Raw genomic sequence first — 16,996 nt, forward strand, 5'->3', positions numbered from 1 at the left:
ACGCCACATCCGCGCGCCCTACATCTTGGCCGCTACCTTTATCGCAAATGCATATTCGAATGCGATCTCTTCCAGCCGCTGGAAGCGGCCGGAAGCCCCGCCATGGCCGGCGTCCATGTTGGTCTTGAGCAGGATGGGTGCGGCACCCGTCGTCTTGTCGCGCAGCTTTGCGACCCATTTCGCCGGCTCCCAATAGGTGACGCGCGGGTCCGTCAGGCCGCCGAGCGCCAGGATCGGCGGATAGGGCTTGGCGCCGACATTGTCATAGGGCGAATAGGCGGCAATCTGCTCGTATTCTTCGCGGCTCTCGATCGGGTTGCCCCATTCCGGCCATTCCGGCGGGGTGAGCGGCAGCGTGTCGTCGAGCATGGTGTTCAGCACGTCGACGAAGGGAACGGCGGCGATGAGACCCGCGAATTTCTCCGGCGCCATGTTGGCGACCGCACCCATCAGCATGCCGCCGGCAGACCCGCCCTCGGCGATAATGTTCGCGTAGGACGTGAACTTCTCCTGATTCAGATAGTCAGCGGCAGCGACGAAGTCCTTAAAGGTATTGGTCTTCTTGTCCATCTTGCCGTCTTCGTACCAGGCAAAGCCCTTGTCCTTGCCGCCGCGAATATGGGCGATGGCATAGACGAAGCCGCGATCGGCGAGCGACAGGCAATTGGTGTTGAAGCCGGCTGGAATGGTAATGCCATAGGCGCCGTAGCCATAGAGCAGGCAGGGAGCGGAGCCGTCGAGCGGCGTATCCTTGCGATAGAGCAGGGTCACCGGTACCTTTTCGCCATCCCATGCCGGTGCAAAGACGCGGCGGGTGACATAGTCGTCAGGGTTATGGCCCGATGGCACTTCCTGCGTCTTCAAGAGCGTGCGCTCGCGGGTGACCATGTTGTAGTCGTAGAGCTGCGAGGGCGTCGTCATCGAGGAATAGGAGAAGCGGATGACGTCTGTGTCATATTCGGCGGCACCCGAAAGGCCGAGCGAATAGGCTTCCTCGTCGAAGGCGATTGCATGTTCTTCGCCGCTCAGACGGTCGCGGATCATGATCTGCGGTAGGCCGTCCTTGCGCTCGAGCCACAGGAGATGGCGAGCATAGGCCATGTGGCTGATGATCAGAGTGCCCGGCTTGTGCGGCACGACCTCGCGCCAGTTCTCCTTGCCCGGCTTGTCAACGGGCGTTTCCATGATCTTGAAATCCTTGGCGCCGCCGTCATTGGTGAGAATGTAAAAGACGTCGCCGCCTTCGGTCAGCGAATATTCGATGCCTTCTTCGCGCACCGCCACCAGCTTCGGCTCGGCGTTCAGATCCTTCGTCGACAAGAGGCGGTATTCGCTCGTCTCGTGGTCATGGATGTCGATGTAAATGAAGTCGTCGAGCAGCGAGCCGCCGACGCCCATGAAGAAGCCGGCATCCGCCTCCTCGTAAACCAGCCGGTCTTCGCTCTGCGGCGTGCCGAGGACATGGTGGAAAACCTTCGACGGACGATGGTTCTCGTCGAGCGCCGAATAGAAGAAGCTCTTCCCGTCGGGCGCCCAGACCCCGCCGCCACCGGTATTCTCGATCACGTCGGACAGGTCTTCGAGGCTTGAAAGATCGCGAACCCTGAGCGTGAAGAATTCCGAGCCCTTGTCGTCATAGCCCCAGATGCCGCGGCTGTGGTCCGTGCAATGATCGAGGCCGGCGAGTCGGAAATAGGCCTTGCCGGCGGCTTCCTTGTCGCCGTCGAGAAGGATTGTACGGATCGTCTCGTCTTTCACATTGCCATCGCGCGGGATGCGGAAATAGCGGGGCTGCTCGCCGCCGGTGACGAAGGACGTGCCGTATGCATGAGGGCCGTCCTTCATCGGGACCGAGCTGTCGTCTTCCTTGATGCGGCCGCGCATTTCGGCGAACAACACCTTCTGCAAGGCCTTGGTGTCTTCCATGGCCGCGTTCATGTAGCCATTTTCGGCTTCCAGATGGGCGCGGATATCCGCGTCGAGGATGGAGGGATCCTTGAACATGGCCTGCCAGTTGTCTGCCCGCAGCCAGGCATAGTCGTCAGTGCGCGTGATGCCGTGCCGCGTATCGGAGACGGGTCTTTTTTCAGCGGCGGGCGGGGCGGGCAGGTTCTTGAAAGCGGTCAAGGAAAGCTCCGTAAAGGGCGGTATCGGTGGGCAAGAGATAGAGGTGCGGCGGGTCATGATCAAGCGTCGGCCGGTGAACCTTATTGAGACAAAATGGCCGGCGCGTTGCCTTGATGTCACCACATTGTTTAAGAATGTCCGCTAGCGCTGCGCGAAAATTGCACCCGCGTCAGGCCTCCGGCAAGTTTCCGGCGGCATTATGATGAATACATAACAGTAAAGGTTTCTCCGTAATGCCGAAACGTCTGGTCCTGTTTATGTCGCTTGCAGCCCTTGCAGCCTCATCCGCCCTTGCTGTCGATCCCGCCATCAAGAAGCAGCTCGAAAAGCTGGATCCGGCCACCCGCCTCGAGCAGAGCTGCGATACCGAGGCCATGAGCCGCATCAACCAGGACGGCACCGGCTTCCGGCCGGACAAGGTCATCGCGTACACATTCAAGGACCCGATCCCAAGCGATGACCGCCTCGAAGCCCCCGGCGCCGTCTTCCGCAGCAAGGGCGATTGGTATCACCTTTCCTACACCTGCATTACCGGCCCGCAGCACATCAATGTGCGTAACCTGCAGTACAAGATCGGTGACAAGGTGCCGAAGGATAAGTGGACAAAATACTATCTTTACGATTGAGCCCTCGGCCTCTTCCCGGCACTCTCGCATTCCGGTGACGGGCACAGGAATGCGGGCAGATTGAGACATGAACCGCTCGCGCCGGGCGGCATCAGGCCACATGGCCCGCTTCGTTTCTTTGTTTTAATATTGTCTAAAACATCAACTGAATCTGATTCTTCATGAAACGCTGTCTTCTCGCCTCTGCGCTGCTCCTGGCTGCCCCGTCGGCATTTGCCGCCGAAATACTTGCTCCTGCCATGCCAGCCCATACGCCAGCGGCAGCCGGTCCGAAGCTCGTTGAGCCGCATCTGCACATCGCCCGCTCCAACGTATCAGGCCGCGCCCGTATCGCGCTCACCTTCGATGCCTGCATGGGCGAGGCTGATGAGCGCATCCTGTCGACGCTCGTCAGCGAGCGCATCCCGGCGACGATCTTCGTCACCGCCCGCTGGCTGAAACGCAATCCGAAGGCGGTTGCCGTCTTTCTGCAGAATCCCGACCTTTTCGAGCTGGAGAATCACGGCGAGAAGCATATCCCGGCAATCGACAAGCCGGTGCTGGTCTATGGCATTGCATCCGCCGGATCGCCCGATGCCGTCAGGCAGGAGGTGGAGGGCGGTGCTGCCGCCATGGTCGCATCAGGCATTCCCGCACCCCACTGGTTCCGGGGCTCGACTGCCAAATACGATCTCTCGGCCATCGGCCAGATCCGTGCCATGGGATACCGCATCGCCGGTTATTCCGTGAATGGCGACGGCGGCTCGCTGCTGGGTGCGGCGGTCACCGAAAAGCGCATTTCCTCGGCCAAGGATGGCGATGTCGTCATCTCCCATATCAACCAGCCGACCCATGCGGCCGGTGAGGGCGTCGCCAAGGCGCTCGTCGATCTCAAGGCAAAAGGCACGGAGTTCGTCCGGCTGCAGGATGTTGCCGATACGGGCGACGACAAGACGACGGAATAGAGCAACGCCGCAAAAGTGTGCAGCGGATTGCGTCCGGAATTGCGTGAAAGCAAAGAGATAGAGAACTTTCCTGATTCAAAATAAACGGAAATGCTCTGGGACGGGGCTTATCTCAGTTCCTCGCCGGTCCGCGTCCAATCCGCCGCGAAACTCCGCATGGTCGGCGCATCCCTGTCGAGGGCGAAATCCTCGAACCAGTCACGATGCATGCCGGCGAGCATTGCGCCGATCATCTGCCCGGCGAGGTAGGAGAAGGTGATGCCGTTGCCGCCGTAGCCGTAGGCGGCATAAACGCCGGCCATGCTGGGCACAGGACCTATCAGCGGCAGGCCGTCTGCCGTCTCACCGAAGGTGCCGCACCAGGCATGCTCCACCCGTGTATCCGCCTTCGGCCATAGCCGCTTCAGCTTTTCCCGGATCGCCATGACCTTTCCCGGCAGCTTGCGGTCGCGCTCTTGTGGGTCGGTCGTGTCGTCGTCCTCGCCGCCGGCGATGATACGGTTGTCGTCAGTGGTGCGCACGTAAAGATAGGGATGGCTGTCTTCCCAGAGCAGCATGCCATCCCGCCAGAGATCGTCAGGCTTCTGCGGCACCGTGGCGAGCGCCCAGCTGGAACTGGTGCGATGCAGCTTCGGCATGTCGAGGCCGGGCATGGAATATCCGGTCGCCAGCACCACATGCCGCGCCTCGATCACATGGGCGCCGTTTGTCTCGGCCGTGACGCGCCCGCCTTCGCTGTGAAGCCCGGTCACCGAGGCGTTGATCAGCCGCGCACCGCGCGAAAAGGCAATCTGCAGCAAAGACCAGGTGAGCAGCAGCGGATCGGCCTCCGCTGACCCCGGTGAGAGGATCGCTGCATCGCGGTCGAATTCGTATTGGGTGAGGAGATCGGGATGTTCGAGATAGTGGCCCGGCAGTCCCGCCCGGCGGCGAAGCTGCCGTTCGTCCATCAGTTCGCGCGCACCCTCGTGGTTGTTGGCGACGTAGAGCGTATTGCGGGGCTGGAAACCGCAGGTAATGCCATGGGCGGCAATCAGCTTGGCAAGCCCCGCGACACAGGCAGCGCTGCGGCGATAGATGCCGGCCGCCCGCTCGAAGCCGTAAAAGGTCTCCAACTCACCGAGCGTGCGGTCGATCTCCCATTGCAGCATCGCCGTGCTTGCCGCGGTGCTGCCGAGCCCAGGCTGTTCGCGGTCGATGACGACCACCGAGAAGCCGCGCGCCGTCAGATGTTCGGCGGCAAGCGCGCCGGTGATGCCGCCGCCGATAATGGCGATATCGGTCTTGAAGCTCTGCTCCAGCGGCTGATAGACCGGTTGCACGCCGTTCCTGCCCCAGAGCGAGCAGCCGCCCACGAGCTCGTCGTGGCTGGCTTCGTTGAGATGCAGGTCGGATGCCATAGGCTTGTCTCCGGGCGCTGTCGTTACTTCGGCAGTTGCGGCTGTGGTTTTTCCTCGATCAGCAGTTCGTCGATGATGGTCATGACGACGAGCGACAGCGGCAGGGCCAGCATGGCGCCGACCGCCCCCCACATCCACGTCCAGAAGATGATCGCCAGGAAGACGACGAAGGGGTTGATCTCCAGCCGCCGCCCCATGACCGCGGGGAAGATAAGGTTCTCCATGACGAGGTGCACGGTGAAGAATGCCGCCGCCGGAATGAGGCCGATGACGATGCCGTCATGGGACATGACGCCTGCGATAGCCACGGCAAAGGTCATCATCGTGATGCCGAGATAGGGGATGAAGCTCGAGATGAAGGCGAAGAAGCCCCAGAGAACGGGCGTCGGCAGACCGCCGGCATAGGCGATGATGGTCATGACGACACCAAGCGCGACATAGATCAGCGAGGCTGTGGCGAAGTAAAAGCCGAGCGCCTGTTCCACCGCATTGATGACGCGGATTGCCGCGAGCCTCCGCGCACGCTCGCGGAAGGTCATGATGATCGTCTTGCGCAGGCTGACACGGCTGGCAAGAAAGAGTAGCAGGGCAGCAAAGAAGATCAGCCCCTGTACCAGCGCCGGCGTCAGGTTCGTCGTCACCACGTGCAGGACGTTGCCGGTATTAGCCAGCAGGGACTCGATGGACATAGGCCCGCTCTGGAAAGTCGCGGGCGTGATGTGCAGCCACTCGATCCGTTCCAGATAAGGCATGATGCGCTGTGTGGTGCGATCGATGAAATCAGGCGCGTCATTGGCAAGCATCGTCAGTGGTCCGGCAAGCGAATTGACGAGCAAAAAGATGACAAGCGCGACGCCGCTGGAAAGCAACACGGCATTGGCAAGCCGCGGCACGCCCATCTTTGAAAGTTTCTCGGCTGCCATCCCGAGGATCATGCCGACGACCACGGCGAGCGTGATCGGGATCAGGATCAGCGACATCTGATAGACGGCGGCAAGCCCGAGGATGCCGAAGATGCCGATGATGGCCCAGGCCATGCTGACATCGAGCCCATCCTTCTCGACGCGCCGCACCGGTGCCGGTGGCAGCCCCTCGGCTGCTTCCTGCAGTGTTCGCGCCCATGCGCTGGTATGGCGTTCGCCAAGACGGATCTTGTTTGCCTGTTTCCGGATGCCGTTGGCGATACCCATGTGCGATAAGTCCCCGAAGCCCGATTGCTTCGCCAATCAACGCACAGGGGTTGCCACAGGTTCCCCTCTGCTATCGAGCCAGCTAGGCAGCCCGCTGTCGCGCGACGAAATCCACGAAGGCGCGTAGTGGCGGCGGCATCTGGCGACGGCTCGGATAATAGAGGTGGAAGCCTGGGAAGGGCGGTGTCCAGTCATCGAGCATGCTGATCAGCCGTCCGGCGGCGAGATGTTCCGCGACGTGATAGTCGAAGAGATAACCGATGCCGACGCCATCGAGCACGGCCCGCAGCATCAGATCGTTGTCGGTGGTGCTGAGCGGTCCCGAAACGGCAACCTCAAGCTTCTCGTCGCCGCGCTCGAATTCCCAGTGATAGAGGCTGCCATCCGTCGGCCAGCGGGAGACGACGCAGGAATGGTCGCGCAGGTCGCGCGGCGTGTCCGGGATGCCGTGGCGCGCGATGTATTCGGGCGAGGCGACGACGACGAGCCGCATCTCGCCGCCGAGTTTCACGCTCACCATGTCCTTTTCCACCATTTCGCCCAGCCGGATGCCGGCATCGAAGCGGTCGGCGACGATATCGGAGAGTTTGTCATCCACGATGATGTCCATGACGATATCGGGAAAGGCCGCGTGGAAAGGCGCAATCAGCGGCGCCAGCCTGTGTACGATCGCAACCCGCGGCGCGTTGATGCGCAGCAGGCCGGCCGGCGTATCGCGCAGTGCAGAAACATCCGCCACCGCCTGGTCGAGATCGGCAAGTGCCGGCAGCAGCCTCGAAAGCAGGCGCTGGCCTGCCTCGCTCGGCGCCACGCTACGGGTCGTGCGGTTGAGCAGCCGGATGCCCATCCGCTCCTCGAGCGTGCGGATCGTCTGGCTGAGCGCGGAGGCGGATATGCCGAGCCGGGCGGCCGCACGGGCAAAATTGCCGTGCTCGGCGACCGCGGCAAAAGCCCTGAGCTCCGCATAGTCACTCCCGCGCATTATACTCTCTTTTCTAAGGAAGCCATGCCGATAATGTAGCATTGTTGTCAGTATCGGCAAGGCGCATCTTCTGTCTGCAACACAGGAGATTACCCATGACTGATACATTGTCCCTTGACCGCTACCGTCTCCTCGGCCGTTCCGGCCTGCGCGTTTCGCCGCTGTCGCTCGGCGCCATGACCTTCGGAACAGACTGGGGCTGGGGCGCGGACGAAGAGGAGTCCCGTCGCATGTTCGACGCCTATGTCGATCGCGGCGGCAACTTCATCGATACCGCCAATCAATATACCGGTGGCACCTCAGAAAAACTCGTCGGCCGCTTTGCCGAAGGCCGCCGCGACGAGCTTATCATCGCCACCAAATATACGATTACCTCGCGCCCGAAAGATCCGAATTCCGGTGGCAATCATCGCCGCAGCATGATCCGTTCGGTAGAAGACAGTCTGAAGCGACTGAATACCGACTACATCGATCTCTTCTACCTGCATGCCTGGGATTTCACGACCTCGGTCGAAGAGGTCATGCGCGGGCTCGACGATCTCGTTACTGCCGGCAAGATCGTTTATGCCGGCATCTCCGACACGCCCGCCTGGCAGGTTGCGCGCATGCAGACGCTGGCCGACCTACGTGGTTGGGCACCGCTGGTCGCCTTGCAGATCGAATACAGCCTGATCGAACGCACGGTGGAACGCGAACTGATCCCGATGGCCCATGAACTCGGCCTCGGCGTCATTCCCTGGTCGCCGCTCGGCATGGGCGTTCTGACAGGCAAATACAGCCGCTCCGATCTCGATATCGGTGCGGGGACGGCAAGTGCGGTCGGCACCCGCAAGAATGTCGCCGCCGGCAACGGTGCGCTGACGGAACGCAGTCTCGGCATCGCCGATGTCGTGAAGCAGGTCGCAGCCGAAATCGGCAAGACGCCGGCCCAGGTGGCGATCGCCTGGACGCTCACCAACCCGGCCGTGACCTCGCCGATCATGGGCGTCAAGACGATGGCCCAGCTCGAAGACAATCTTGGTGCGCTCGATGTCGTCCTGTCGGACGAACACCGCGCCCGCCTCGCCGAGGCAAGCGCGATTGTCCTTGGCTTCCCGCATGATTTCCTCGCCAAGCCGCTGACGCGCGGCGTCATGTTCGGCGAGGTGACCATCGAGCCCCGTCATTGAAGTCCGAGGTTATTCAAATGGAAATGGCGCCGGAAACGGCGCCATTTGTCGTTTGGACGCTTTGCTGCGAAAAGCCTAGGCGTGCCGTTCCAAATTCAGCGCCCAAGTGCAATGGAAAGCGGGACGGCAATGTAGCCTGATGGCGGTGCCGTTTCCGCTCCGGCCGGCGCAAGCACCGGCGGCGGCAGATTTTCATCTATTTTTGCCGGGCCGATACGGTTCCAGTCGTAGAGGAAGATTTCCTCGTAGAACTTGGCGATCTCCACATCATAGAAGATCAGGCTCGCATCGCGGTTGAAGCCGGTGCCGGCTGTCGTCCAGTTGTGGCTGCCCATCAGTACGGCTTCGCTGTCGATGATAATCCCCTTGGTATGGCAGTTCTTCTGCTTGCGGATCTTGTTGGTATCGAAGCCGTAATCCTTGGCATTGCTGATGACGTCGCGGTCCTCGGAGCCGAAGCTGCGGAAGATGATGCGCACGTCGAGGCCACCCTTTTGCTTTTCAAGCAGCGCATCCAGGAGCCGGCGATAGTTGTCGCCCACTGTCCTGGTATTGAAGCTCTGGTTCTGGAAATAGATCCGGCTCTTGGCCGATTGGATGAACGGCAATACGACGTCGATATAGTTGTCGGGCGTCAGGATCGGCTGCACGTCGATCGTGCGCTCGCCGGTCAGCGGCTGGAAATAGCGCGGCTTCTGAGGCGCCTCGAGCGTATCCATGGCGAGATTGGCTGGCAGGAATACCAGCTGTTCCGGCACGATGCCGGCCTCCGTCACCGTCTTGGCCTCTGCAAGATCGCGCAGGATATGCGCCTCGTAGAGTTTGCTGAGCTCGGCGTTTTCAAGGATGGCATGCCATTCGCGATTGTAGAGACGCAGCGCCGATGCCTCGTCATCCTTGTTCGTCAAAGGCGCCACGTTTGGCTGGTTGGAACTTTGCCAGTTGCCGCTCGAGAGCCACATGGCCTTGTGGTCACGCACGGCGACCTTGATGTGATAGGCGGAATCGAAGATGCCATCCTTGCCGACGCTCGCCGGCGCGAAATCGAACTTGTTGCCCTTCGCATCGCGGATCTGCGCGACCGCCTCGGCATCCGTCAGGTCGCCGTCATGCACCTTGCCGCCCATCTGCAGCACCATGGAGATGGTCTCGGCCTGGCCTTTGACCGCGTCCAGCACGCCATTGGCGACATTCGTCGCTCCGAAATCGTACATGGCAACGACCAGCGAGGTGCGGGTCTTCGACAGGAACGGGCCAAGCTGCGGCCAGCTTGCGTCGGGTCCGGTATGGATGACGAATTTGCCGCTGACCGGGCGCCGGCTCAGTGGCAGATCGGGGCGCGGCTTGTAATTCGTGTGCCAGCTTGCCGTCGCGGCTTCGTCCAGATCGATGCCGAAGAGATCCTGTGCCGAGGCGACGGTGATATCGGTGCGAACGCCATCGATATAATCAGGCAGTTTCGTGCGGCCGCGTGCTTCCAGGGCACCCAACTCGAGCTTGCGATTGACCGCAATCACGACGGCGCGCTGATCGGTGATCTCGCCATTCTCGAAGCGATAGCCCGGTTTGATTGCGACGACATCCTCGCGATTGGCAAATTGCGATCGCGCGCTGCGCACCGCTGCAAACACCTGTTCCTTGGTCGGCATCGCGATCGGCGCAACCGCTGCCGCATCAATGCCGGAACCGGCCGTATTCACGACGAAGGTCGACCCCAAAGAAGAGAGTGTCGGTCCGCCGGAAAGCGATGACTGCAGCGCAGCTGTATCGAGTTCAACGGTGATCTTCAGTGGCACCGTGAACGTTACTTTCCCCCCGCCGCTGCTGGTTCCGTTTCCGCCGCCGCTGCTATTGCCGTCCTTGCCGCTCACGATGATCTCCCCGTTCGATGGCGCTTCGAGCAGTCCGCGGGCGCGTTGCAGGCAGCGCTGCAACACGGCTGCCGGGACCGCGTCATTCTCGATAAATTCGGTGCCGCTGTAGTGAAGCCCGGTCACCCTGCCGGTGCCGATGTCGAGCAGCGGAGAGCCGGAATTGCCGCCGAGGGTGGAGCAGGAATGCGTGACACGGTTCTCATCGGCGGCCAGCAGGTTTCCGACCGCAAGCCGCTTCTTGGTGAAGACGCCGCCAAAGATCTTTTCGGCAAGCCTCTGGTCGGAAAAGCGGGAATCGCTGGCGGGATAACCGATGGCGGCAACCGGCAGATTGCGTACTGGCAGATCGACAGCAAGGTCGAGTTTCAAACGTCCGACCGGCGAGGACTTCTGCTCCAGTTTCAGGAAGGCGACATCGGGCCCGCTTTCCGGCGCCACCCAGACGACGCGTTCGATTTTCACCTCGTCGCTGGCTTCATTGCCGTATTCTTCCAGGAAGTCGATATTGACGCCGATCTGGCGGCGTGCATCGAAACCGATCTTGAACCTGAAGCCGGTGCCGCTTGCTTCGGCGAAAAGATTGGCCACATGCCGGTTGGTTACAACGAGGCCATCATCGATCACCCAGGCCGTGCCGGCATAATCGCGATCGGCGTTGCTTACGTCGACACGGCCGATCGAGACCATCGCCCGGTTCACATTCGCGGCGTTTTCCGTGAGGATGCGACGCCACGCCCTGGCCTCCTCGCGAGCGCTGTCGATATCGACGGCATTGTTCTTGACGAGGAAAACCGGCGTGCCCACGGCAAAGACGATCGTCTCGTCGTTACCAACAGGTGGCGGCCCGATATCCACCCCTTCCTCGACAGGCTGATCTTTGTTCATCAGGGCGCGGACGCCCCCATAGCGGACGTTCATGGCGCGGCCGGCTTCGCTAAGCCATTCGGGTTTATCGGCGCTGTGCATCAGCGCCCGGATATCTGCCTGCACATCAGGCGGACTGGCAGCCGCGACCTGCTGCGCCACCAGCTTGACGCGCTGGGAGTCCTCGACTGTCATTCTGCCTCCTCAGTCCGTAAGCGGACATTTCGTTGGGATACGATCGGGAATGGCTGCGAAATCTATTGAGGGTTGCAAAGTAGATGGATACGCCCAGTTTATTACAGCGGCATGATGGCGTCGAGACCCGCTGCATCGCCAGGCTGTGGCGACTGGTAATTGCCTGAAAACAAAAGGGCCGTTTCGGAAAATTCCGAAACGACCCTTCTGATATTGTCTGAGGGTGGTCGCCTTAGGCTGAAAGCGTCAGCCCTATGCCCCACGGATCCCTGAGGAAGACGCCGCCGTCGCGTTTCTCGCTCTTGATCTCCAGTTCGTCGAGCTTCAACACGGCCTTGTCGAGCGTTTCCTTGTCGTTGAAGCGGATCTTGTAGTCGGAAAGGCCGGTCATGTGGTCGGCGCGCATGCCGGCGCCGCGGCTGTTCCAGATATTGGCGGCGAGATGGTGGTGATAGCCGCCGCTCGCAAAGAAGCTCGCGCTCGGATAACGGGCCATCACCTTCAGGCCAAGCACGTCGCGATAGAAGGCATCCGCCTGGGGGATGTCGCCGACCTGCAGGTGGATGTGACCGATCGCAGTGCCGTCTGCCATCCCGGTCCAGGCCTCATCGGGAGCGCTGTTGTAGAGCGCCTGCAGATCGAGCGGCAGCGTCGCCATCTCCACCATGCCGTCTGGGTGGAATTTCCAGCCCTCATGTGGCCGATCGGCATAGATTTCGATGCCGTTACCCTCCGGATCGGAAAGATAGATCGCCTCGCTGACCACATGGTCGGACGCGCCTTCGAGCGTGACATTGTTCTGCGCAGCATGACGAAGCCAGCGCGCGAGCTCGGTGCGATTGGGTACGAGGAAGGCGGTGTGAAACAGGCCGGCGGCGTTGCGGGGCGCTTCGCGTGCGTTGCTATCTGTCGTCAGCGTCAGGAGCGGCAGGCCGGCAACACCGAGAACCTCACCGCTTGCGGTCTTTTCGAGCACCGAGAGACCAAGCATCCTCTGATAGAAACCGGAGACCGCAGCCAGGTCTTTTACGACCAGGTGCGACTGGTCGATATAGGCAGGGCGCGTCAGCGCATAAGAAGTTTCTGATGATGTCATGGAATGATCTCCTGCCCTGGAATTGAAAGGCGTACCGGCGGTGGCGGCAAGTGTGCCGCCCGTAGCGAGCGCGAGGAATTTTCGCCGGTCCATTCGCCTGTAAGCTCCCCTCGGCTGCTGTACTTGATATCTATATGGCCTATTCGCATTGTTCACAGAAGGCCCATTTTTGACGATGAAGCGTTCTGAAAACGTTGACGATGCCTGGCTCTCCACTTGATATCAGTCAATGCGCTTTATCTATCCAGAGAGGATAGTTGACGACGAAGAGCAACACCTCAAGGAGGATCGCATGTACAGGAAGATCATCGTTCCGATTGAAATCGGCAGCATCGAAAAAGGCGAGAAGATTTTCCGCAAGGCGGAAAAGCTGCTCGACGATGGCGGCGAGATCATCCTCCTCAACGTCGTCGAGGATATTCCGACCTACGTCGCCATAGAGTTGCCGGCAAACGTCGTTGAAAACGCCATGAAGGAAGGCCGTGACAGGCTGGATAGCCTCGTTGCTAAGACCGGCATTCCGGCCACCGTCGAAGTCCGCAACGGTCCGCCCGCCAACGGCATTCTGGCCGCTGCCGAAAACCACGGTGCCGATCTCATCATGGTCGCCTCGCATCTTCCCGATATCTACAACTACTTCATCGGTGCCACCGCCGATCGCGTGGTGCGCCACGCCAAGTGCTCGGTGCTGGTGGACCGGTAGGACGTGAAACCCATGGACATGAAATTACAGGAAAAGATCCTGCGTGATCGCTGGCACGAACTGACAACGCGCCTGCGAAAGATCGACACGGATCTCGGCCGCACCAAGGCGATCGATGACGAAGACCGCGCCATCGAAAACGAGAACGACGAAGTGCTGGAAGGTCTCGGCCAGGCCGGAGAAGAGGAGTTGCGCGCCATTGATGCCGCCCTCGAACGCATCGCTAAGGGCACTTACGGCACCTGTGCCCGCTGCGGCGCCGGGATCTCCGCGGCCCGCCTTGCAGTGCTGCCGCAGACGCCGCTCTGCGAGGATTGCGCGGCGGGCAAGTAAGCGCGCCATCAAGAACACGCTTGGCTCGTCACAAAGATTTAACCTGACGCCACCAGGCGTCCGGTTGCGCCTTGCCCAATTCGGTGCGACCATCCCCTTACTCTGAGTAAGGGTGCGTGCATGGGCGAGTTCAACGGCATTCGCTGGGCCTACGACAGATATGAACTGATCGCGGACGGCATTGTTCATGGCGTCGGGCTGTTCTTTGCGCTGATCGGCGTGACCGTACTGATCTTCTACGCCACTCTCTGGAGCCCTGCCGGTGCGCTTGTTGCCGCCTGGGTTTACGGCGTGGGACTGGTGCTGACGCTCGGCATTTCCTTTTCCTACAATATCTGGCCGGTTTCGCGCACCAAATGGTATCTGCGCCGGTTCGATCATTCGGCGATCTTCATCCTGATCGCCGCCACCTACACGCCCTTTCTGGAGCGCGGCGCCGATGACCCGCTGCTCTTGGGCACGCTGATCGCCATCTGGGCGATCGCAGCCTTCGGCATCTTCGTCAAATGTGTTTTCCCGGGCAGGTATGACCGGCTGGCGATCCTGCTTTATCTCGCTATGGGCTGGAGCGGCGTACTGGTGGCAGAGCCCGTCGCTTCGCGCATTCCCTATGCCTCCATGCTGCTGATCATCATCGGCGGCATCATATATTCGCTGGGCGTCATCTTCCATGTCTGGGAAAGGCTCCGCTTTCAGAATGCGATCTGGCACGCCTTCGTGGTGGCCGCCGCCGCCGTGCACTATTCGGCCGTGCTGACCTGCTTCAGCCTCTCGGTCCCCGCCTTCTGACATCTTGCGTTTACATAAGCCCGCGCCCGGCGTATTCCCCGTGCCACAAGCTTATTCGAACACGACCATTCCGAGCCGGGCCTGCCACATGACCAATACCGTTCTTATCAGGGACGCTGCCGAAGCTGATCTTCCTGCTGTCAGAGATATCTACAATCACGCCGTCGAACATACGACGGCGATCTGGAACGAAACGCTTGTCGATCTCGACAACCGGCTGGAATGGTTCAAGGCCCGCAAGGGCAGGGGTTTTCCGGTCATCGTCGCCGAAATGGATGGCAAGGTCGCCGGCTACGCCTCTTACGGTGATTGGCGTGCTTTCGATGGCTACCGCCACACGGTCGAGCATTCCGTCTATGTCGACAAGGATTGCCGCGGCGCCGGCATCGGCGAAAAGCTGATGCGTGCATTGATCGAGCGCGCCAGCGCCGCCAACATCCATGTCATGATTGCCGGCATCGAGGCCGAAAATGCCGCCTCCATCAAACTGCACGAGAAGCTCGGGTTCCGCATCGCCGGCACATTTTCCGAGGTCGGCATCAAATTCGGCCGCTGGCTGGATCTGACCTGCATGGAACTGCGCGTACCGAAGGTCTGATAGGGCCGGTTCCAGATTGATTGCTGGCGAGGACTAACCATATTTTTATCGTAGTCTGCGCCTTGTAGGAATCTCTGATGGCGCGACTCGCGGAGGAGAGGTTGATGTTTGGACGCTCGGTGCTCGGTCTTTCGGCCTTCCTGGTCATGACAGCTTATTCGCTGCCATCGATGGCGGCCAGTTGCGGCAGCACGGCTTCGCCGGAGCTCGACTGGCAGGAGTGTAACAAAAAGAACCTGATGCTTCAGGGCAGCGACCTGCAGGGCGCCAACCTTGCCGGCACGGATTTTTCGCTGACCGATCTCGGCGGTGCCAACCTCAAATCTGCCAATGCGGAAAAAGCAACCCTCGTGCGCGCCTCTCTGGCCGGAGCAAGTGCCCAGGGCGCCAATTTCGGCAAGATCGAGGCCTACCGCTCCACCTTTGCAGGTGCGGCCGCCGACGGCGCAAGCTTTGCCGGTGCAGAGCTGCAGCGGGCCGATTTCACCGGTGCGCAACTGACGAAGGCCAATTTCGAGAAAGCCGAGCTTGGCCGCGCCAATTTCGACAAGGCGGTGCTGACGGGCGTGAGCTTCGCGCTCGCCAATCTCTCGCGCGCCGATCTGACGGGTTCACGTTATGAAGGCCCGATCAGCTTCGACCGTGCCTTCATGTTCCTGACCCGCATCGAGGGGCTGGATCTGTCCGCCGCCACAGGCCTGCAGCAGGCGCAGATCGATCTTGCCTGTGGCGATTCCTCCACGAAGCTGCCTTCGGGGCTTACCGTCCCGTCAAACTGGCCTTGCCCGCAGGAGCAGGATTAACTCAGGCTAGGCGGCCGACCGGAATGATCTCCCGCGACTGTGCCTGGAAAGGGTTGCCTTCCCAGTCGCCATGCCATGCATCGACGGTTAGCCCGGCATCGCTGATCATTGCGGCAAGCTTGTCGCGCGGGGTGTAGAGGATTTTCGAACGTCCGGCGAAACGCTCGCCGGTCGAGAGTACGCGATAGCCGTTCTCGTAGGAAAGAATGCCGCTCGTCTCATCGTAATGCGACTCGTCCGAGGCCTCGATCGCACCAAGCTCCACATGTTCGAGCTGGCGCACCTTGCTATGACGCACGTCGTGCTGTCCAAGAAAACCGGGATTGCGCGTATCGAAGACGAACCGGCCGATGGGACTGAGATGTGCGGCAATTGTCGCAAGGGCGGCGCGCTGGTCTTCTTCCGTTAGAAAGACCTGGAAAGCGTGGCCCGTCAGCACGATGAGATCGTATTTCTGCCCGAGGCGAACGGTGCGCGCATCACCCTCGATCCATTCCACCTTATCGCCGCCTGGCCGCGCCCTGCCGATATCCAGCATGGCGGCGGCCGGGTCCACGCCGGTGACGTCGCGTGTCGCTGCGAGCGCTGCCGTCAGTTCTCCGGTGCCACAGCCGAGGTCGAGCGCGGAATTGGCGCCTGCCGCAAGCTTCATGCAGAAGTCGAAATCCGGCCCCCAGCGATTGGCGGTATCATAGAATTGCGCAAGCGAAGGGTCGCGGTAGAGGGGATCGTCTGAAACTGTGCTCATACGTCTGATGCCCTTTCGCTGATATAGAGATAACGTTCCACCGTCTCGCCGGCCGCGTTCTGCTTGCTGAAGATCTCTCGCCGCTGATGCACGCGTCCGGCGACCTTCTGCGAGGGAAGATTTTCCAGGCTGACGATACTGACGAGGCGCGACAGCCCCATGGTCGAAAAGGCATGATCGCGGCAGGCAAGCGCGGCCTCGGTGGCATAGCCCTTGCCCCAGTAATCCGGCCAGAGGTGGTAGCCAAGCTCGGGCTCCAATCCGCGCGACGTGTCCTGCAGCGTGATCCCGCAGTCGCCGAGCAGTTCGCCGCTCTCGCGATCGATCATCGCCCAGAGGCCGAAACCATTTTTCTCATAGCTTCCGAAGGCGAGCCTGTCGAAGAAATCGCGCGTTGCCGCGGCATCCTTCACGGAAGGGTAATATCGCATGCACAGCGGATCGGCGAAGATGCGCTCGAGCGCCGGCAGGTCCGCGACGATGATTTCGCGCAACACCAGCCGGTCGCTGCGCAGGATTTCGCGGACGATGGACATTGTTTAATCCCTCTGTCAT

The 16,996-nt window shown here is 60.9% G+C and carries 16 protein-coding genes; 8 read left to right on the forward strand and 8 right to left on the reverse strand.

Annotated elements, in window-relative coordinates; genetic code table 11:
- Window positions 1–18: 18 nt before the first annotated feature.
- Window positions 19–2,127: a S9 family peptidase gene (locus tag FHX06_RS22950; protein WP_183880990.1), complete on the reverse strand. Its 2,109-nt coding sequence runs from the start codon at window positions 2,125–2,127 to the stop codon at window positions 19–21.
- A 233-nt stretch (window positions 2,128–2,360) separates the two neighbouring features.
- On the opposite strand from FHX06_RS22950, the gene FHX06_RS22955 reads away from it, so the two are divergent.
- Together FHX06_RS22955 and FHX06_RS22960 are read left to right on the forward strand one after the other, a co-directional pair.
- A complete protein-coding gene (locus tag FHX06_RS22955; RefSeq protein ID WP_029868963.1) occupies window positions 2,361–2,753 on the forward strand; it encodes a DUF930 domain-containing protein in 393 nt (130 codons plus the stop codon).
- Between the two features lie 161 nt (window positions 2,754–2,914).
- Entirely contained in the window at window positions 2,915–3,697 is a 783-nt protein-coding gene (locus tag FHX06_RS22960; protein ID WP_113210001.1) for a polysaccharide deacetylase family protein, read from the forward strand.
- A gap of 107 nt (window positions 3,698–3,804) precedes the next feature.
- On the opposite strand, the gene FHX06_RS22965 is transcribed toward FHX06_RS22960, so the two are convergent.
- The 3 genes from FHX06_RS22965 to FHX06_RS22975 form a co-directional block, all read right to left on the reverse strand.
- A complete protein-coding gene (locus tag FHX06_RS22965) occupies window positions 3,805–5,097 on the reverse strand; it encodes an NAD(P)/FAD-dependent oxidoreductase (RefSeq protein WP_183880992.1) in 1,293 nt (430 codons plus the stop codon).
- Window positions 5,098–5,120: 23 nt separating this feature from the next.
- Window positions 5,121–6,287 carry an AI-2E family transporter gene (locus FHX06_RS22970; protein ID WP_183880993.1) on the reverse strand — a complete coding sequence of 389 codons (1,167 nt, stop codon included), beginning with the start codon at window positions 6,285–6,287 and terminating at the stop codon, window positions 5,121–5,123.
- A gap of 82 nt (window positions 6,288–6,369) precedes the next feature.
- Window positions 6,370–7,269: a LysR family transcriptional regulator gene (locus tag FHX06_RS22975; protein WP_183880994.1), complete on the reverse strand. Its 900-nt coding sequence runs from the start codon at window positions 7,267–7,269 to the stop codon at window positions 6,370–6,372.
- A gap of 95 nt (window positions 7,270–7,364) precedes the next feature.
- Here FHX06_RS22975 and FHX06_RS22980 point away from each other — a divergent pair, with 95 nt between their 5' ends.
- Entirely contained in the window at window positions 7,365–8,438 is a 1,074-nt protein-coding gene (locus tag FHX06_RS22980; protein WP_183880995.1) for an aldo/keto reductase, read from the forward strand.
- A gap of 95 nt (window positions 8,439–8,533) precedes the next feature.
- Here the strand turns inward: FHX06_RS22980 and FHX06_RS22985 are convergent, their stop codons facing one another.
- Entirely contained in the window at window positions 8,534–11,371 is a 2,838-nt protein-coding gene (locus tag FHX06_RS22985) for a phospholipase D-like domain-containing protein (protein ID WP_183880996.1), read from the reverse strand.
- A 232-nt stretch (window positions 11,372–11,603) separates the two neighbouring features.
- The gene (locus FHX06_RS22990) at window positions 11,604–12,560 is read right to left on the reverse strand and encodes a VOC family protein (RefSeq protein ID WP_183880997.1); all 957 of its coding nucleotides are present in this window, start codon (window positions 12,558–12,560) and stop codon (window positions 11,604–11,606) included.
- 199 nt (window positions 12,561–12,759) lie between these two features.
- On the opposite strand from FHX06_RS22990, the gene FHX06_RS22995 reads away from it, so the two are divergent.
- The 5 genes from FHX06_RS22995 to FHX06_RS23015 all read left to right on the forward strand — a co-directional run bounded on the left by FHX06_RS22995 (window position 12,760) and on the right by FHX06_RS23015 (window position 15,693).
- Complete coding sequence (locus tag FHX06_RS22995; protein ID WP_018114083.1) at window positions 12,760–13,170, forward strand: universal stress protein; 411 nt, start codon at window positions 12,760–12,762, stop codon at window positions 13,168–13,170.
- 12 nt (window positions 13,171–13,182) lie between these two features.
- The gene (locus FHX06_RS23000) at window positions 13,183–13,503 is read left to right on the forward strand and encodes a TraR/DksA family transcriptional regulator (RefSeq protein ID WP_112543106.1); all 321 of its coding nucleotides are present in this window, start codon (window positions 13,183–13,185) and stop codon (window positions 13,501–13,503) included.
- A gap of 120 nt (window positions 13,504–13,623) precedes the next feature.
- The gene (gene trhA, locus FHX06_RS23005; protein ID WP_112543107.1) at window positions 13,624–14,292 is read left to right on the forward strand and encodes a PAQR family membrane homeostasis protein TrhA; all 669 of its coding nucleotides are present in this window, start codon (window positions 13,624–13,626) and stop codon (window positions 14,290–14,292) included.
- An 88-nt stretch (window positions 14,293–14,380) separates the two neighbouring features.
- On the forward strand, window positions 14,381–14,890 hold the full coding sequence (locus FHX06_RS23010; protein ID WP_112970948.1) for a GNAT family N-acetyltransferase: 510 nt from the start codon (window positions 14,381–14,383) through the stop codon (window positions 14,888–14,890).
- A 104-nt stretch (window positions 14,891–14,994) separates the two neighbouring features.
- Window positions 14,995–15,693: a pentapeptide repeat-containing protein gene (locus FHX06_RS23015; RefSeq protein ID WP_183880999.1), complete on the forward strand. Its 699-nt coding sequence runs from the start codon at window positions 14,995–14,997 to the stop codon at window positions 15,691–15,693.
- Window position 15,694: 1 nt separating this feature from the next.
- Here the strand turns inward: FHX06_RS23015 and FHX06_RS23020 are convergent, their stop codons facing one another.
- Both FHX06_RS23020 and FHX06_RS23025 read right to left on the reverse strand, forming a co-directional pair.
- Window positions 15,695–16,441, reverse strand: a complete 747-nt coding sequence (locus FHX06_RS23020) for a class I SAM-dependent methyltransferase (protein WP_183881001.1) — start codon at window positions 16,439–16,441, stop codon at window positions 15,695–15,697.
- Window positions 16,438–16,977 (reverse strand): GNAT family N-acetyltransferase, encoded by a 540-nt coding sequence (locus tag FHX06_RS23025; protein ID WP_183881004.1) that lies wholly within the window; start codon window positions 16,975–16,977, stop codon window positions 16,438–16,440. The genes FHX06_RS23020 and FHX06_RS23025 overlap by 4 nt, the downstream gene beginning before the upstream one ends.
- Window positions 16,978–16,996: the final 19 nt, after the last annotated feature.

The organism is Rhizobium sp. BK512 (assembly GCF_014194915.1).
In the GTDB taxonomy this organism is placed as follows: Bacteria; Pseudomonadota; Alphaproteobacteria; order Rhizobiales; family Rhizobiaceae; genus Rhizobium.

Excerpts from the sequence above, each read along its gene's own strand:
- FHX06_RS23000 (WP_112543106.1), top strand. The coding sequence starts at position 13,183 with ATGGACATGAAATTACAGGAAAAGATCCTGCGTGATCGCTGGCACGAA.
- FHX06_RS22985 (WP_183880996.1), bottom strand. The coding sequence starts at position 11,371 with ATGACAGTCGAGGACTCCCAGCGCGTCAAGCTGGTGGCGCAGCAGGTC.
- FHX06_RS23020 (WP_183881001.1), bottom strand. The coding sequence starts at position 16,441 with ATGAGCACAGTTTCAGACGATCCCCTCTACCGCGACCCTTCGCTTGCG.
- FHX06_RS22960 (WP_113210001.1), top strand. The coding sequence starts at position 2,915 with ATGAAACGCTGTCTTCTCGCCTCTGCGCTGCTCCTGGCTGCCCCGTCG.
- FHX06_RS22995 (WP_018114083.1), top strand. The coding sequence starts at position 12,760 with ATGTACAGGAAGATCATCGTTCCGATTGAAATCGGCAGCATCGAAAAA.
- FHX06_RS22970 (WP_183880993.1), bottom strand. The coding sequence starts at position 6,287 with ATGGGTATCGCCAACGGCATCCGGAAACAGGCAAACAAGATCCGTCTT.
- FHX06_RS22965 (WP_183880992.1), bottom strand. The coding sequence starts at position 5,097 with ATGGCATCCGACCTGCATCTCAACGAAGCCAGCCACGACGAGCTCGTG.
- FHX06_RS22990 (WP_183880997.1), bottom strand. The coding sequence starts at position 12,560 with ATGGACCGGCGAAAATTCCTCGCGCTCGCTACGGGCGGCACACTTGCC.
- FHX06_RS22975 (WP_183880994.1), bottom strand. The coding sequence starts at position 7,269 with ATGCGCGGGAGTGACTATGCGGAGCTCAGGGCTTTTGCCGCGGTCGCC.
- FHX06_RS22980 (WP_183880995.1), top strand. The coding sequence starts at position 7,365 with ATGACTGATACATTGTCCCTTGACCGCTACCGTCTCCTCGGCCGTTCC.
- FHX06_RS23025 (WP_183881004.1), bottom strand. The coding sequence starts at position 16,977 with ATGTCCATCGTCCGCGAAATCCTGCGCAGCGACCGGCTGGTGTTGCGC.
- FHX06_RS23015 (WP_183880999.1), top strand. The coding sequence starts at position 14,995 with ATGTTTGGACGCTCGGTGCTCGGTCTTTCGGCCTTCCTGGTCATGACA.
- FHX06_RS22955 (WP_029868963.1), top strand. The coding sequence starts at position 2,361 with ATGCCGAAACGTCTGGTCCTGTTTATGTCGCTTGCAGCCCTTGCAGCC.
- FHX06_RS23010 (WP_112970948.1), top strand. The coding sequence starts at position 14,381 with ATGACCAATACCGTTCTTATCAGGGACGCTGCCGAAGCTGATCTTCCT.
- trhA (WP_112543107.1), top strand. The coding sequence starts at position 13,624 with ATGGGCGAGTTCAACGGCATTCGCTGGGCCTACGACAGATATGAACTG.